The organism is Archangium minus, assembly GCF_044360475.1.
Lineage (GTDB): Bacteria > Myxococcota > Myxococcia > Myxococcales > Myxococcaceae > Archangium > Archangium minus.
Window position 1 is genome coordinate 11,302,863 of the sequence record NZ_CP043494.1, and the last position, 15,028, is coordinate 11,317,890.

Here is a 15,028-nt window from a genome sequence, read left to right on the forward strand (position 1 = left end):
TCCGAAAGTCGAGTCTCTCCCAAGGAATCGCGATGAGCGAATCTCCCAGTGCGCGCCTGCTCGCCATGTTTCACGAGGCGGGAATCCATTTCGAGTCCGCCGAGGACGCCTGGCGGCGTGCCGAGCATCTCTCTCCCCTCCTGGGGTGGTTGACGGCCAGTTTTCCCGAGGAGCGCGCCTTCCAGACGTGCGTGGAATGGTTGCGGCTCTGCTCCTCCCGCGTCGAGGGCAGTGAGGCGGTCCCCACGTTGTTCGCCCGGGCCCGGTCCGACTCCCCCAGACAGGCCCACGTCGTCGCGGGCGGACTCGTGGACCTCCGCAATGAGCTCATCCTGGCACGCAAGCCCGCTGCTGCGGCCTTCGCGGACGCAGCCAACCACCTCTGCGAGGTATGGGCGGCCGTGGCAACGGGTGAACAGGATGCGGAAACCGAGCCCTGGGCACGGGCGAAGGCCGCGGCGGTAGCCATGGTGACGGCCTGGTTGGAGCAGCAGGGCCTGGACGAGAAGGAGCGGGAGGCACGGACCCAGGCTCGGATCGAGCTCACCCGGATTCTGCGCACGGCCCGAGCGACGTCTGGCGCGTGAGCTGGAGATTTGGCGTGCAGGTAGATTTCCGGAACCAGTGTTGAAACCGAGACTCGACCTACGGCCAGTTGGGCAATGGAGCGCCCGTGTACGCCACCACCGCCGTTCGCTCCCTGTTGTATTGAGTTGCGAGGCCCCCCCGTGGCCACGCCTCCCTCTCCGCGGGAACATGCGGAGAGGGAGTTGGCTGAATGATCGCCCACTACACCGAGATGCCCACCGGCAGGGTGGCGAGGTAACCCGCCGTGTTGCTGCCCGTGACGCTCGCCATCTGGAGTGACGTCCCGTCCCGGAACACCATGTCCGTGGCAAAGCTGACCCTGGACAGGTTGGTCTGGCTCACGCTGTACCCCGTGGAGGAGTACACCGTCTTGCAGACATCCAACGGGAAGGCGAGCTGCGAGGTCTTGAGCTTGTTGCTGGCGGACGTGGCCTTCGCGAGGCTGGGATAGATCTCGAAGTGCAGATGCGGCACCCGGCCGGCATAGCAACCCGGGAAGATGGTCGTGAAGGTCACCGTCCCGTCGCTGCCCGTTGCCTGTACGCCTCTCAGATAGTTCTGGTTGGGAATGTTATACATCGAGTACTTGCCGTCACGGTCACACTGCCAGAGGTAGATGGCGTAGCCCGACAGGGGAGCGCAGCTCTGCCTGGTGTTGACCAGGGTGAGCTTGAGCGTGAGCACGATGCCCGCCGCGGTACCGGTCGCACCGGCGATGCTGGTGCGGATGTCACTGCGCACGATGCCCGACAGCGTGAGCGCGTTGGGTCCGTTGGACCCATCACCCGGATACGGCCCCTGGGTCTCCTCCGGAATAACCGCACAGCTCGCCAGCCCGTCCTCGGCGATGAGGCCCTCGCCACCAAGGCCCTCCGTGCCGACCCCGCAGCCCACCAAGGGCATGAGCGAGGCCCCAGCCATCAACTGCAAGATTTGTCTGCGGCCCGTCCTCTGCGCCAGGACCTTCAGATCGTGCTCGAGGCCCTTGTCGTGATCGTGATCATTTTCAATCATTGTGTCCCCCGTGGGTTGAAACACGAGGAAGGTAGAAGGCCTTTCTTAAGCATTCCTTAAGCAAAGCCGGAATCCAAAACAAACCTCCACTCCACGGATATATGGAATATCCCCAATGAGCTTTGTCGCAGTGGCAACTGCAACATGATTCCACTTCCCATGTAGAATTCGACTGTAGCTGAGTGCGAGGTCTCGTCCAGCTGGGACGGATTCGCCGCGAAGGGACAGTTGTCCAGGGGGATTGTTGATCACCCACGAAGGCCACACGCGAGCCATCCGCGCTGATGGAGGGAAAGCCAGCAAGGGAGGTCAGGGAGCTCCCATTGAACGTGCCGTTCTGCGCGACGAGCTGATAGTTGCCAGTCATGGTGATAGGCGTGAGAACATTCAGCTCCAGCATTCACAGGCACATCACCATTCTGTTTCGCGAAGGGTTCATGGCCTCTCTGCTCGTCATCCTGCTCTGTGCCTGGGGCCTGCCCGCGGGAGCCGGACCTTCCCGAGCGGAGCGGGCCCGCGGTGGGCTGCTGTATTTCAAGAGCGGAGGCACCGGACGTACCGATCTCTGGGTGCAATCGCTCGATGGGAGGCACCACCGGAGGCTGACCTCCACCGGACGAGTCGTGGTCCTCGAGCCCCTCCTCCAACCCGCGCCGATGAATGGCGCGGAGATCTCCCCGGATGGAAAGAGCGTTGCCTATGTCGAACGGGGACCCCGCATGGGGGCACGGGGAGGGGATGACGGGCAGACCCTCACCGGCGCGTGGGATTCGCTCTGGCTCGTGAGCTCGGATGGAAAGGAACGCCGCAAGCTGTTGGAGGTCCCCGGCACGTCACCGGGCCCGAAAGGCACCGTCCGAACAGGCTCGTTCGTCTGGTCTCCGGATGGCAGATACCTCGCCTTCCTGCGCGAGCACTTCACCCCTCCCCCAGGCCGCGAAGTCTGCCCCAGGGTGTCCATCCACAAGGTGGAGGTGGAATCGGGCAAGGTGACGCCCATCTTGCTCGAACAGGAGCTCGGCTATACGGAGCTCCTGAGCTGGGCATCCGAGCGGGAGGAGTTGCTGCTGTTCAGCCGCTGTGGGTTGCGAATAGGAGCACCTGGGGAGTTCCAGGAGTTCCTGTAGAGCGACAGCAAAATTGACCCCCTCGCGACACTAAAACTGACCCCCATCCCGGGGCCTCCACACCAGGGAGGTAACCTCGATAGGAGAGACGGCAGCAGTTGTGGCACCCCGCGCGGCGGAGGTGCCGATGGTCGAGCAGGAAGTGGTGCGACGCATCCGCGTGCTGGCGGAGGCGGGCTGGGGCCACAAGCGGATAGCGCGCGAGGTGGGCGTGGCACGCAATACGGTGCGGCGCTACCTGCGCGAGGGGAGCGCGGCTGACAAGCAGGTGCGGCCCAAGGCGCGGCGGCTCACCGGGCAAGAGCAGCAGCGAGCGGTGGAACTGTGGAGTGGAGCGGCGGAGGGCAATGCCGTCGTCGTCAAGGCGCTGCTGGCGCAAGAGGGCGTGGAGGCCAGCGTGCGCACCGTGCAACGAGCGGTGGAAGAGAGACGGCGGCAGGTGCACGCGGCGCAGGTGGCCACGGTGCGCTTCGAGACGAAGCCGGGGCAGCAGATGCAGGTGGACTTCGGCGAGAAGAAGGTGCGGCTGGGCGGGCAGCTGGTGAAGGTGTTCCTGCTGGTGGCAGTGCTGAGCTTCTCGCGCCGGCTGTTCGTGCGCGCCTTCCTCAATCAACGTGGAGACGACTGGCGCGAGGGCGTGGCGGCGGCCTTCGTGCACTTCGGAGGAGTGCCGCTGGAGGTGCTCGGAGACAATGCCCGGCCACTGGTGGACGAGCACGACAGGCAGGCCGGCACCGTGCGCTTCCACCCGGCCTGGGTGGAGTTCTGCAAGGACTGGGACGTCACGCCCAAGGCGTGCGGGCCGTACCGCGCGCGCACCAAGGGCAAGACGGAGTCGGGCGTCAAGTACGTCAAACGCAACGCGCTGGCGGGCAGGGACTTCGAGTCCTTCGCCGCGCTGGAGAAGCACCTGGTGGAGTGGATGGCCGAGGCGGATGCGCGCGAGCACGGCACTACGCACGAGCGCCCCCTGGACAGATTCGAGCGTGAGGAGAAGAGCGCGCTGCGCCCGCTGCCCTCGCGTGCGCTGCCGCGACGGCAGCAGCGGCTCAAGCGCAAGGTGGCCAACGACGCGCTGGTGGACGTGGACACGGTGCGCTACAGCGTGCCGCACCGGCTGGTGCGCGAGAGCGTCGAGGTGCAGGTGGGGGAGGCCGAGGTGCGCATCTTCCACGCGGGCAAGCTGGTGGCCACGCACGCACGTGGCAAGGAGCCGCACGGGCGAGTCGTCGACCCAGCACACTGGGAAGGGCTGTGGCGAGCACGCGCGGTGGAGCCCGCCGGGGACGGCTCCAAGCTGGCCGTGCTCGGGCGCTCGCTGGAGGACTACGCCGCCGTGGTGGAGCAGGGCGCGAAGCGAGGTGCCGCATGAGCCACGAGCTGGTACACGCGCGCGTGCTCGAGCACCTGGAGCGGCTGCGTCTGGGACACCTGGCTGAGCGGCTGGACGCGCTGCTGGCGGAGGCCGCGCGGGGCGAGCCCACGTACCTGGACTTCCTGGACGCGCTGCTGCGCGAGGAGATGGGGGCCAAGCAGCGCAAGCGCGTGAGCATGGGGATAACAATCGCGCACTTCCCGGCGGTGAAGACGCTGGAGGACTTCGACTTCAAGGCACAGCCCTCGGTGGACCAGAAGCTGGTGCGGGAGCTGGCCACGGGGCGATTCATCGCCCAGGCCGAGAACGTCCTGCTCTTCGGTCCGCCGGGCGTGGGCAAGACGCACCTGGCGATTGGACTGGGCCGCGCGGCGGTGGAGACCGGGCACTCCGTGCTCTTCACCAGCGCCACGGCGCTGCTGGCGGCGCTGGCCAAGGCCGAGAGTGAAGGCATCCTCAAGGACAAGCTCAACTACTTCGCCAAGCCGAAGCTGCTGGTGGTGGACGAGCTGGGCTACCTGCCCTTCGAGAAGCGCAGCGCCCATCTCTTCTTCCAGCTGGTGGCGCGTCGCTACGAGAAGGGCAGCATGCTTCTCACAACCAATCAGATGGTGGGGCAGTGGGGCGGCGTCTTCGGCGATGACGTGCTGGCCGCGGCCATCCTCGACCGGCTGCTGCACCACAGCCACACGCTGCTCATCCAGGGCGACAGCTACCGGCTGCGGCAGAAGAAGAAGGCCGGACTGCTGAGCCGGGGCGTGCCGCAGGCCACCAGCAGCGCGGCTGAACCCGAGCGCTGAGCCTCGGCGGTCGCCTCCGCTCGCCCTCGCTCAAGAAGCAGCGAGGGCGAGCTCCGGCGGACGCAGGACGCAGAACGACGTAGCATCTCGACGTAGAGCACCGGGCCCTGGGAGGGGGTCAGTTTTAGTGACGTAAGGGGGTCAAAAATTCCTGTCGCCTGACAGTTCCTCCGGGTGCTCCCAGTGGTGGGAGGAAAAGCCAGGAGCACGAGCGCATCGGGGCCGGCGCCCTCGCCTGATGGCGCCTTCGTCTATCTGCCCCCGCAACCACCTCCCAACCCAACTCCTCCCGGCCTCTTCCGTATCACCGGCACCGGTCTTTCCCCCGCGCTGCAATTGGCTCCGCCGAAGCCGGGCTTCCTTCACTGGTTCCACCGGGCCCCGGGGGGGGTGTTCACCGCCCTGGATTGCAGATACCCGGCGGAAGGCCAGTGCCATGACGCCTTGCGTCCGAGAAAGATGTACCGGGTCGACATCGCCACACAGCAGGTCGTGCTGGTACGCGCGGAGGCAGACCACATCCACGTGCTCGCATTCTCCCCGGACGACACCCAGGCGCTGGTGGGTCTGGCGATTCAGGAGAATCCCAAGCCCTCCCCCATTGGCGCGCGGGGTTGGCAGGAGAAGCTCTACCTCGTTCCTTCCGGGCTCCTCCTGGAAGACGCCTCCTGGAAGGAATTGCAGCGCCAGGGCACAGCGCTAGGAGGATTCCAGCACTGGGGAACAAGTGAGCATGTCCACGCCTACGTGGGATGGCTTCGTTGAAGAAGTCCCAGGGCGGGGTGGGGCTTCCTGGGGAAGCTCACTTCACCTCCGTGCGCCGAGTGAGGTGGAAGTCCGCCAGCAGCGCCGCCAGCAACACGAGCAAGGGCCAGCGAGCCCGGCCGGAAGGGGCGCCCCCTTCGTCGTCACTGGCTCCAGCCTGAGCGGGCCTGTCGCCCTCACCGCGACTGCGCAGGTCCGACTCGCGAGCATCCAACGGCAGCACCACCACCGCGTCCACCGGTTCGCCGTCCCGCTCGAGCGTGTAGCGGCCCGGCACCGCGGGAGGCGGCAGGCTCAGAGAGCCCGCGCCGAAGAGGGGACGTTCTCCTTCGGGGCCCTCCAGCGTGTAGCGCGCCCCCGAGCGCGTCACCACGGACAGAGGCTCACCGAGCGAGAGCTGTCGCCGGGGGAAGCCCTCCTGCGAGCGTCGCACCTCACGCAGCAGGTTGCCCAGCAGCACCGGCCACGCGGGCGTGCGCTGGACGTTGGAGCGCGAGAGGTCCACGTTGAGGTGCAGGCGGCCCTCCTCCTCGGAGAGGAGCACCACGTCCCCCGCCGTCATGAGGGGCCGGCCCGGGGGAGCCTCGCCGCCAGCCGCCCAGCGCACGCCGCCAAGCTGCACGTCATCCAGCAGCGGGTGGCCCTTCTCCGCGAAGAAGGGACCCACGAAGGTGCGTACAGTGCCGCCCGCGCCCACCGTCACCCGCGCGTCCGAGCCCCGAGGGCCCACGAGGAGCGCCCCCTCGCCGGGCCCCAGCTCCAGCCCAGGTGCCACCGAGAGGAAGCGCTCCAGCGCCGAGCGCGCCTGCGCATCCAGTCCCTCGGCCAGCGCCACGCGCACCCGGCGCTCCGGGGCGGGCGGGAGGCGGGCCTCGCCGTCCTCGGGCAGCGCGTCTGGGGGCAAGGACACCTCCACGTCGCCCGCGTTCTCGAAGGTGAAGCGCAGCGTGGCCGCGCCCTCCTCGGGCAGCCGCACCCGCTCGCGCCGCTCGGTGCCTTCCTTCGCACCCGGGCCCGGCCGCGCCACCGCGCGCACCTCCGTCTCCTCGGGCCCCGCGCCGAAGCGCGCTACCCGCAGCGTCACCGTGGCCGTGGTGCCCTCGTCTCGGCGCCACGCGGACAGCAGCGCCACGTTGTCCCGAGGCATGCCCAGGGCTGTCCACCGCACCGCTGGGGGCACGGCCTGTCCTTCCGAAGGCGAGGCATCGGTGAAGAAGTGCACGCGCTTGCCTGGGCCCGCCAGTTCCTGAGCCCACAGCAAGGTGGGCGCCACGTCGTGGTCCGCCCCCAGCGCGCGGAAGGACTCCAGCGAAGCCAGGGCACTCGAGGGCTCCGCCTCTGGCCCCGCCAGCACGCGCGGCACCGTGCCGCTGACCAGCACCGTCACGCGCGTGGCCTTCTCCTCTTCCACGCGCCGGGCTGCCTCCGCTCGCACCTTCTCCAGCACGGAGCGTCCATCCGGGCCCCGCGCGGACATCGAGAGGCTGCCATCCACCACCAGCACCAGGTGCCGCGTCCGGGCGTCCTCGCCCAGGCGCACGTCCGCGAGGAAGAGGGCCGCGGCCACCACCGCCAGCACCTCCAGCAGCAGCGAGGCCTCGCGGGTGAAGCGCTCGAAGCGCGGGCCAGCCTCAGCGCGGGGACGGGGCGTGCGCCAGAGGAAGAGGGCGCTCACCACCACCGGCTTCTGCTTGCGCCGCAGGAAGTACGCCGCCACCAGCGGCACGAGCGCGCCCAGCGCCAGCAGTCCCCAGGGGAAACCGAAGCTCATGCAACCCCCGCCGGGACGGGGACGATGATTCGCCCCCACTTCCTTGTTGTCTCGCGCATGCAGGCGTCCTCTCGGCGAGTATACGGAGGATTGCCAGTCCGTTGCCGGGGCATGAAGCGATCCATTAGGCTCGGTGTATCGATATCTTCCGACTCGGAGCATCTGCTCGGGTCTCAAGCAGGTGCCAGGTGCGACCTCTCTTGACGATGACGCTGCTCCTCGCCCTGGGATGCGGAGCCAGACCGATTCCAGGAGTGGTCGAGCGCCGACCTGGTGAAACCCTCACCCATATTCCAGGCCCGATGCCCAACCTCGGCTCGTTCCAGACCTACTCGGATGCGCTGCTGGCGGCATGTCCGAAAATCCTCTCCTTGCCCCATGCGGTGGCCTCCCACCCGAGCGATTTCAACTTCGAGCTGCGCTGGAGGCTCTCCAAGGAGTACTGCGCCTGGATCTATTACACACCGGACGGCCTGTATGAGATGAGCATGCTCACGACCCGTCCCTTCCAGGATGATCCCCGGAGGAGGCAGTGCGATCTTCCCTCCTTCGTCCGGGACTCCCGCTATGCGGATGACAGCCTGGGTTACGTGTTCGTGGTCCACAATCATCCGGTGGGCAATGAACCCTCACGTGATGACATCCGGTTCATCGTGAATCAGGGCTCGATTCACGGGTTCGTGGTCAAGACCCACGAGCGCGAGGTGCCCCTTGGCATCGTGGCGTACTTCGCGAGAACCGACCAGGATAGACCCACCTGTGCTGGCTTCTTTCTCTACATGCCCGTGACGGGTGAGATCCTGAAATGGACCACGGACGAGAACGGGGAGTGGAAGAAGAAGCACTACGGCAAGGTCACCTGGAAGAACGCCTCGGACTTCGACGTGGAGAGGCTGCCATGAAGTTGAAGCTCCTGCTGCTGGTGTCTTGCCTGGCCTCCACCGGTTGTGTCCATGGACCCTGTCGGACCCTCGGTTCGCTACTGGGCTGTGAGTGTATCGGGAAGAGAGAGCAACCCAGGTACCAGGACATGAGCGTTCAGCTCCCGGAGTTCGACTCCAAGCTATCGCTCGATACGAACCTCGATGGCTACACGCTCCAAGCCATTCGAATCGCCGCCGATGACTTCTTGAGCGTGGACCCCACGGGCCTCCCGTGCGAGGACAAACAGGTCTCACACCAATACAAGGCCGTGCGCCAGGGTGACATCATCTTCGTCCGGATTGATTTCAAGCCCGAGAACTGCGGGAGAACCCTGGGAATGCTCGATGCCGGGGCCACCTACGCCATCAATGTGTACGGGCAGATCCTCCGCCGGGAGTTGGACGGAAGCGGTCCCTTCTAAGCCGCGCAGCCCCAGGGAAAGCCGAAGCTCATGCCACCCCCGCCGGGAGGAAGAGGGGCCGCAGCGGGCCTCCCACCAGCGCGCACAGGGCCTGGGACGCGGGGGCCACCAGGTGGGCGGCACGAGCCCTGGCCGCCGCGGCCGAGAGGGACTTCTGGTGCTCGGCAAAGCGTCGCGTGTACGCGGCCAACACGTCCTCGGTGAGGAGCTCCTCCAGCGCCGCGCCGCTCTCCGCGTCCACCAGCCGCGCCCCCTCGCCGCCCGTGGGCTCGAGGTCCTCCGCGTCCAACACCTGCACCAGGAAGAGGGCCGAAGCCCCCTGCGCCAGCCGCGACACGAGCGCCGGCAGCGGGGCTTCGAAGAGGAAGTCACTCACCACCACGCGCAGGCCGCACGGGCGCAGCGGCGGCAGGCGTCCGAGGGCCGCGTACAGGTCATCCTTCGCATCAAAGGAGACAGCACGCAGGGCGGAGCGGCACACCAGGCCCTGCACTCGCTCCGGGCGCGAGCCGCCCACCAGCAACGTGGGGCTGAGGCCCTGCTGCGCACCCACCTCCGCGGCCAGCAGCGCCAGCTCGCGCGCGCACCCGGCCTTGCGCGGTGACAGCGCCATGCTGCGCGAGCCGTCCAGCAACACCTCCAGGCGTGGGGATACCTCGTCCTGGCGCACGCGCAGAATCAGCTCGCCGGTGCGCGCCACCGCGTTCCAGTCCATCTGCCGCAGGTCATCTCCCGGCTGGTAGGTGCGGAAGTCGTGCAGCTCCAGCGAGGCTCCGGCCGAGGCCGCGCGCACCTCGCCCGTCCGGCCCCGCTGCGGTGTGCGAGGCAGAGCCAGGGCGAGGCTCGGGGCCAGCCGGGCCACCTCCGCCTCGTCGAAGTCCAGGGGAGCGCTCATGAAGCGTGGGCCCGGCGCTCGCGCTCGACGAGGGCCCGGTCCGCGGCGAAGGCGGTGAGCACGGCCACCAACCACACACAGGCGAGCATCCCCAGGGTCATCTTCGGCTCGTCCGTCGAGTAGTCGTAATCGCTGAAGTTATCCAAGCCGATGAAGGGGTTGAGCAGGTTGAAGAGAGGCTCATCCGCCTTCTGGCCGAAGAGAACGGCCAGCAACGGAGGCAGCGCTCCGGCCAATCCCACCAGCACGAAGAAGAGGACACGCACCAGCGCCGGGGAGGCGAGCCGGTCCGAGCGCGGCAGGCGCCCCACCAGCAGCGGCAGCGAGAGGTAGAGGAGCGCATAGGCCGGCGCGACGAACACCGCGAGCCGGAGGGCGTCGGAGTTGTGGCGGGTATTCGACAGGAAGAAGAGCGCGATGCACAGGCCCGCCCAGAAGAGCAGCAGCAGCACGACGAAACGAAACCCTCGCACCGCGCCCGGGCGAAGGAGCGACCAGGGCCGCGTGTCGGCGCGCAGCGCGCGGGCCTGACCATCCACGTCCGAGGCCACGAAGATGCCGGTGAAGACCAGGCACAGGAACCCCAGGATGCTCACCGGCATGACATCCTTCGTGGAGGGATCATTCACTGTCCACATCCCCACCAGGATGAGTCCGGTGAGCAGCATCTGGAGGGCAAACGCCAGCCGTGGGCCCCGGGAGTAGTTCTCCGTGGACAGCGACAGCCGGGCGGCGGCCGTCTCGAAGAGCAGCCACCCATAGGTGAGCATGAGCCACAGGCAGAAACCGACGAAGGTGATGAAGTCGTCGTCGCTGGTGAGGGCACGGTAGCCCTGCTCGCCGAGGACGTAGGCCGCCACCAGCGCGTACACCAGCGACAGGCCCAGCAGGCCCAGCAGGACGAGGTGCACCAGGGCACGTCCCATGCGTGTGTCGGCGAGCGTGGCCGCGCCCACCGCCGCCACGGTGAGGAAGACGAGCCAGGAGGCTCCCAGCCCGAGCACCATGAGGATGGTCGGCAGGTCGATGCCGTTGAGGTAGTAGCTGAAGAGCAGGAAGGGCCCCACGGCGGAGGCGTAGAGCCCGGCCTGCACCAGGAAGGAGAACACCTTGCCGCGAAGAATCCGCCGGGGCCCCAGGCCGGTGAGGAGGAGGAGCACCCACGTCTCGTCCTCGCGCTCGCGGGCCAGGGAGCGGTAGGCGCTGTAGGGGATGATGAAGAAGTGCACCACGCCCAGGCAGACGAAGTAAGCGAAGAAGAAGCCATGTCCCTGGGGCTTCAGGCCCGAGTCCCGAGAGGTGGCATAGGCCACCATCGAGAGGACGAAGCAGGCCAGCAGCATCAACCCGAAGCTCACCCAGAAGACGCGGGAGCGGATGCCCTGGCGAACCTCCTTCACCACGAGCGGGTTGAGCCTGTCTCCCAGCCGCTCCAACAACCCGGGCCGGGCCTCCTCGCGCGGAGCGGTGCCCGCGGTCTCCGTCACCGTCGCGCTCACGCCACCCTCCCCTTCGTCACCTGCATGAAGGCATCCTCCAGGTTGCGCTCGCGGTGGCTGAAGGCGCATACGGGCACGCCCGCCCCCACCAGCACCGCCAGCAGCCGCGCCGCCACTGCGTCCACCCAGTTGCCGGAGGCAGTTCCCCCCTCGGGCTCCAGCCGGACACGCAACGCTTCACCCTCGCGCACCACCTGCTTCACCTGGGGCTGCTCCAACAACAGCCGCTCGGCACGGGCCCACACCGCCTCTCCCTCCTCGCCCGGGAAGAGGCGCACCATCAACTCCACCACCGACGCGCCAGCAGCCTGGGCGAGCAGGTCCGCCACCTTGCCCGTGGCCAACAGCCGGCCCTGCTCGATGATGGCGCAGGTGTCACAGATTTCGGCCAGCTCGGTGAGGATGTGGCTGGAGATGAGCACCGCCTTGCCCTGGTCCGCGAGCGCGCGCAGCAGCTCGCGCAACTCAATCCGGGCACGCGGGTCCAGACCGTCCGCTGGCTCGTCGAGGATGAGCAGCTTCGGATCGTGCAGCAGCGTGCGCCCGAGCGCCACGCGCTGCTTCATGCCCTTGGAGAGCGCGCTGGTGAGCTTGTCCTGGAGTGGGAGCAGCCCGGTGAACTCCATGACCGAAGCCACGCGCTTTGCCCGGGCCTGGCCCTGGAGGCCATAGGCGCGCGCGAAGAAGTCGAGGAACTCGAGCACGGTGACATCGTCGTAGGTGCCATAGCGGTCCGGCATGTAGCCGATGAGCGGCCGGGCCTTGTCCGGGGCGTCCACGAGCGAGTGCCCGTCCAGCATCACCTGCCCCTCTGTGGGCGAGTCCAGGGTGGCGATGATGCGCATGGTGGTGCTCTTGCCGGCGCCGTTGGGCCCGATGAAGCCCAGGATGGTGCCCGCCTCCAGCTCGAAGGACACGCCGTCCACCGCGCGCAGAGCGCCGTAGTCGCGCCGCAGCCCCTTCACCTCCAACAAGCTCATGGTCCGTCCACCCTTCCCTTCATGAGATGAAGGCCCTCGTGCAGCTCCATCGGGAGCACCGCCGTGGGCATCGAGCCCGAACCCTCCAGCCTCGCGAGGAAACCGCCCTCTGGCAGCGGCTTGTCGAGCTCGGACCAGGGCACGTTCTTGAAGCGGCTCTGCACATGCGAGGAGAAGAGCGAGAGCTGCAGGGCCGTCTTCCGAGAGGCGGAATCGGGCCCGGGAGTGAGCACCCCCTCCGCGCCATCGGCGAGCGCCGGCAGCAACCACACCTTGCCGTCGAGCTGCACGTACCCCTCCGCGAGCGGCGCACCGAGTGCGTTCTGTACCCGCAGCTCCTGGCCCTCGCGCCGCACGGTGAGCCGGGCCCGCGAGGGAAGCACCGCCAGCTCACCCCACTCCCGATAGGTGCGCGAGGGCAGGAAGCCACCCGTCACCGCCATGCCGTTCGTCCAGTCCGCCTCCACGACTTGTGACTCCCAGGCCACGTCCGGCCCCATGAGCGCGGCCAGGGCGGGCATACGGAAGCCCTCCGGCTCCAGGTTGGCGTAGTAGCTCCCCAGGCCCACCATCACAGCCCGATCCCGGTCTCTATCCAGCCAGGTGAGGCTGTAGCGGGAGGCATGGAGGGAGAAGCCTTCCACGATCACCGACCAGGCGACGAGGGACAGACACGTGACGAACGCCACGGAGGGCACGGCGATGAGCAGCGCCACCGGCCCCTTGCGCCGGGCGAGGGCGAGCCCCCCAGGCCCCACCGCCAGGACGAAGAGGGTGATGAGGAAGAGGAAGCGGCCCACGGGCGCTTGAACTCCAGGGAGCAGCGGCTGCTCGCCACCGGCCAGCATCGAGGTGCTGCGCTGCCAGCTCGGCGCCGGCGTAGCGGGGAGGACAATGCCCTGGGTGGGGTGGCCACCGGAATACTTGTCCTGGGTCGGACTGCTCCTGGCTTCCGCATCGGAGAACAACGCGGAGCCGCACGCATCCGCCGCGCCGCACAGCCGTACCTGGCCAAAACCATAGGGGTGCACGCCGCCCGAGGTGGTGCTGGCGAGCAGCGGCAAGCGCATGCCCACGTCTCGCGGCGGGTGGAGGAGGACCAGGAAGCCACCGGTGGAGGCATAGGCCTCGAGCGCGCTCCAGGTATCCGCCGGGAGAGAGGTGACGTCCCCGGCAACCACCACCAGGGGGTAGCCCACGTACAAAGCGAGCTCGCGAGGCGCGGTCTCTGGCTCGATGAATCGGGCCACCAACTGCGCCTCCTTCTCCAAGCGGGGGAGACGGGTGCCGGACTGGAAGGCTCGCTCCGAACCCAACACCAACACCGGAGTCCCATCGGTCTCCGCCATGTAGAAGGAGAAGGCGCGCAAGGAGAGCCCCGGACTGTGCACGCGAATGATGCCGCCGCGAGCGGCGACCGGAACGGGCAGCCAGACGGAGAGCCGCTGGTGGGCGCCCACCTCCACCTGCCGCGAGACGATGTCGCCGCGGCTCCTCCCGGCGGACTCGGCCTCAATGCGCGCGACGCGAGGCGTGGAGCCCAGGTTGTGGAGCACCACCTCAAACGGCGCGTAGTCACGCAAGGGGCGCAGCACGGTGGTGGTCACGGAGACACGCAGGTCTCCCTCGGTCACGTTCTCCGCCTGACTCTGCAACTCCAGGTAACCGGGGGCCTTCTTCTCCTCGTCGAGCTCGGTGCGCGCTTCGCTGTCCGCCTCGGTCTCCTCGAGCTCCGCCTCCGCCGCGGGCGCCTCCGACGGAGCCACCTCCTGGGCGGGCGCGGGAGGCGGGGGGAGCGGGGCTTCCGCCCGCGCGGGACTCGCCGCGAGCAGGAGGAGCGCGAGGAGCACGGGGGTGAGGCGCTCACGCACGGGGCACCTCGGGGACGGCCTGGAGCAGGGCGCGCACCACGTCCATCGCGCCCACCTTCTCGAGCGAGGCCTCATAGGCGAGCACCAGCCGGTGGTTGAGGACGGCGGGGGCCGCGGCCACCACCTCGTCGAAGCCCACGTTGGGCTTGCCCCGCATCAGCGCGAGCGCACGTCCAGCGGAGGCCAGTGCCAGTGCCGCGCGAGGGCTGGCCCCGTAACGCACGAAGCGGCGCACCGACTCCGGCGCGCCTGGGCTGCGCGGATCACTCGCTTCCACCAGGCGGCCGATGAAGTCCGCCACCGGCACGGGCAGGTGCACCCGGTCCACCGCGGCGAAGAGGGAGGCGAGCCCCTCGGCGTCCGTGGCGGGCGGCAGCACGGGCGGAGTGCCGCGCACGCGCGTGGTGAGCAGGGTGGTGAGCGTCTTCGCGCCCACGGGCGGCACCTGGACGCGGAAGAGGAAGCGGTCGAGCTGCGCCTCGGGCAGAGGGTAGGTGCCCTCCAGCTCGATGGGGTTCTGGGTGGCGAGCACGAAGAAGGGCTCGGGCAGCGGGCGCGTCTGGCCGAGCACCGTGACGCTGCGCTCCTGCATGGCCTCCAGCAGCGCGGCCTGCGTCTTGGGGCTGGAGCGATTGATTTCATCCGCGAGCACCACGTTGGCGAAGAGGGGCCCCTCACGGAAGGTGAAGTCGCGGCGGCCCTCGCCCTCGAGGACGTAGGTGCCAGTGATGTCGCCAGGCAGCAGGTCCGGGGTGAATTGGATGCGGCGGAAGGGCAGCCCGAGCAACCGCGCGAGCGCCTTGCACAACTCCGTCTTGCCGAGACCCGGCAGGCCCTCGAGCAGCACGTGGCCTCGCGCGAGCACCGCCGCCGCCACCTGCTCCACCACCTGCGTCTGGTCGAGCAGCACCTGATTCAGCCCCTTCTGGAGCTGAGCCACCTTCTCCGCCGCCCCCTGTACCTCGGCGGGGCTCAACAGTTCCGACACAGCCGACTCC

The 15,028-nt window shown here is 68.3% G+C and carries 14 protein-coding genes; 7 read left to right on the top strand and 7 right to left on the bottom strand.

Annotation, left to right across the window (positions count from 1 at the left end; all coding sequences use genetic code 11):
* Positions 1–32: 32 nt before the first annotated feature.
* Positions 33–587 (top strand): hypothetical protein, encoded by a 555-nt coding sequence (locus tag F0U60_RS46230; RefSeq protein ID WP_395810095.1) that lies wholly within the window; start codon positions 33–35, stop codon positions 585–587.
* A gap of 202 nt (positions 588–789) precedes the next feature.
* On the opposite strand, the gene F0U60_RS46235 is transcribed toward F0U60_RS46230, so the two are convergent.
* Positions 790–1,602: a dioxygenase gene (locus F0U60_RS46235; RefSeq protein ID WP_395810097.1), complete on the bottom strand. Its 813-nt coding sequence runs from the start codon at positions 1,600–1,602 to the stop codon at positions 790–792.
* Positions 1,603–2,039: 437 nt separating this feature from the next.
* On the opposite strand from F0U60_RS46235, the gene F0U60_RS46240 reads away from it, so the two are divergent.
* The 4 genes from F0U60_RS46240 to F0U60_RS46255 all read left to right on the top strand — a co-directional run bounded on the left by F0U60_RS46240 (position 2,040) and on the right by F0U60_RS46255 (position 5,669).
* Complete coding sequence (locus F0U60_RS46240; RefSeq protein ID WP_395810099.1) at positions 2,040–2,729, top strand: TolB family protein; 690 nt, start codon at positions 2,040–2,042, stop codon at positions 2,727–2,729.
* A gap of 127 nt (positions 2,730–2,856) precedes the next feature.
* Positions 2,857–4,101 carry an IS21 family transposase gene (gene istA, locus F0U60_RS46245; RefSeq protein ID WP_395810101.1) on the top strand — a complete coding sequence of 415 codons (1,245 nt, stop codon included), beginning with the start codon at positions 2,857–2,859 and terminating at the stop codon, positions 4,099–4,101.
* Complete coding sequence (gene istB / locus F0U60_RS46250; RefSeq protein WP_395810103.1) at positions 4,098–4,904, top strand: IS21-like element helper ATPase IstB; 807 nt, start codon at positions 4,098–4,100, stop codon at positions 4,902–4,904. Before istA ends, istB begins: the two co-directional genes overlap by 4 nt.
* A 444-nt stretch (positions 4,905–5,348) precedes the next feature.
* Positions 5,349–5,669 (top strand): hypothetical protein, encoded by a 321-nt coding sequence (locus F0U60_RS46255; RefSeq protein ID WP_395810105.1) that lies wholly within the window; start codon positions 5,349–5,351, stop codon positions 5,667–5,669.
* Positions 5,670–5,706: 37 nt separating this feature from the next.
* Here F0U60_RS46255 and F0U60_RS46260 read toward each other — a convergent pair whose 3' ends face one another.
* A complete protein-coding gene (locus F0U60_RS46260) occupies positions 5,707–7,440 on the bottom strand; it encodes a BatA domain-containing protein (protein ID WP_395810107.1) in 1,734 nt (577 codons plus the stop codon).
* Between the two features lie 188 nt (positions 7,441–7,628).
* Here F0U60_RS46260 and F0U60_RS46265 point away from each other — a divergent pair, with 188 nt between their 5' ends.
* Positions 7,629–8,342: a hypothetical protein gene (locus F0U60_RS46265; protein ID WP_395810109.1), complete on the top strand. Its 714-nt coding sequence runs from the start codon at positions 7,629–7,631 to the stop codon at positions 8,340–8,342.
* A 128-nt stretch (positions 8,343–8,470) separates the two neighbouring features.
* Positions 8,471–8,785, top strand: a complete 315-nt coding sequence (locus F0U60_RS46270; protein ID WP_395810111.1) for a hypothetical protein — start codon at positions 8,471–8,473, stop codon at positions 8,783–8,785.
* Between the two features lie 28 nt (positions 8,786–8,813).
* Here F0U60_RS46270 and F0U60_RS46275 read toward each other — a convergent pair whose 3' ends face one another.
* Genes F0U60_RS46275 through F0U60_RS46295 form a run of 5 tightly spaced genes read right to left on the bottom strand, consistent with a single transcriptional unit; the run spans position 8,814 to position 15,018 of the window.
* A complete protein-coding gene (locus tag F0U60_RS46275; RefSeq protein WP_395810113.1) occupies positions 8,814–9,680 on the bottom strand; it encodes a DUF58 domain-containing protein in 867 nt (288 codons plus the stop codon).
* A complete protein-coding gene (locus F0U60_RS46280) occupies positions 9,677–11,179 on the bottom strand; it encodes an ABC transporter permease (RefSeq protein WP_395810115.1) in 1,503 nt (500 codons plus the stop codon). Before F0U60_RS46280 ends, F0U60_RS46275 begins: the two co-directional genes overlap by 4 nt.
* On the bottom strand, positions 11,176–12,159 hold the full coding sequence (locus F0U60_RS46285; protein WP_395810117.1) for an ATP-binding cassette domain-containing protein: 984 nt from the start codon (positions 12,157–12,159) through the stop codon (positions 11,176–11,178). Before F0U60_RS46285 ends, F0U60_RS46280 begins: the two co-directional genes overlap by 4 nt.
* Positions 12,156–14,030, bottom strand: coding sequence for a hypothetical protein (locus F0U60_RS46290; protein WP_395810119.1), 1,875 nt, complete (start codon positions 14,028–14,030; stop codon positions 12,156–12,158). The genes F0U60_RS46285 and F0U60_RS46290 overlap by 4 nt, the downstream gene beginning before the upstream one ends.
* A complete protein-coding gene (locus tag F0U60_RS46295; protein WP_395810121.1) occupies positions 14,023–15,018 on the bottom strand; it encodes an AAA family ATPase in 996 nt (331 codons plus the stop codon). Before F0U60_RS46295 ends, F0U60_RS46290 begins: the two co-directional genes overlap by 8 nt.
* Positions 15,019–15,028 lie beyond the last annotated feature (10 nt).

Excerpts from the sequence above, each read along its gene's own strand:
- F0U60_RS46285 (WP_395810117.1), bottom strand. The coding sequence starts at position 12,159 with ATGAGCTTGTTGGAGGTGAAGGGGCTGCGGCGCGACTACGGCGCTCTG.
- F0U60_RS46235 (WP_395810097.1), bottom strand. The coding sequence starts at position 1,602 with ATGATTGAAAATGATCACGATCACGACAAGGGCCTCGAGCACGATCTG.
- F0U60_RS46270 (WP_395810111.1), top strand. The coding sequence starts at position 8,471 with ATGAGCGTTCAGCTCCCGGAGTTCGACTCCAAGCTATCGCTCGATACG.
- istA (WP_395810101.1), top strand. The coding sequence starts at position 2,857 with ATGGTCGAGCAGGAAGTGGTGCGACGCATCCGCGTGCTGGCGGAGGCG.
- istB (WP_395810103.1), top strand. The coding sequence starts at position 4,098 with ATGAGCCACGAGCTGGTACACGCGCGCGTGCTCGAGCACCTGGAGCGG.
- F0U60_RS46275 (WP_395810113.1), bottom strand. The coding sequence starts at position 9,680 with ATGAGCGCTCCCCTGGACTTCGACGAGGCGGAGGTGGCCCGGCTGGCC.
- F0U60_RS46240 (WP_395810099.1), top strand. The coding sequence starts at position 2,040 with ATGGCCTCTCTGCTCGTCATCCTGCTCTGTGCCTGGGGCCTGCCCGCG.
- F0U60_RS46260 (WP_395810107.1), bottom strand. The coding sequence starts at position 7,440 with ATGAGCTTCGGTTTCCCCTGGGGACTGCTGGCGCTGGGCGCGCTCGTG.
- F0U60_RS46230 (WP_395810095.1), top strand. The coding sequence starts at position 33 with ATGAGCGAATCTCCCAGTGCGCGCCTGCTCGCCATGTTTCACGAGGCG.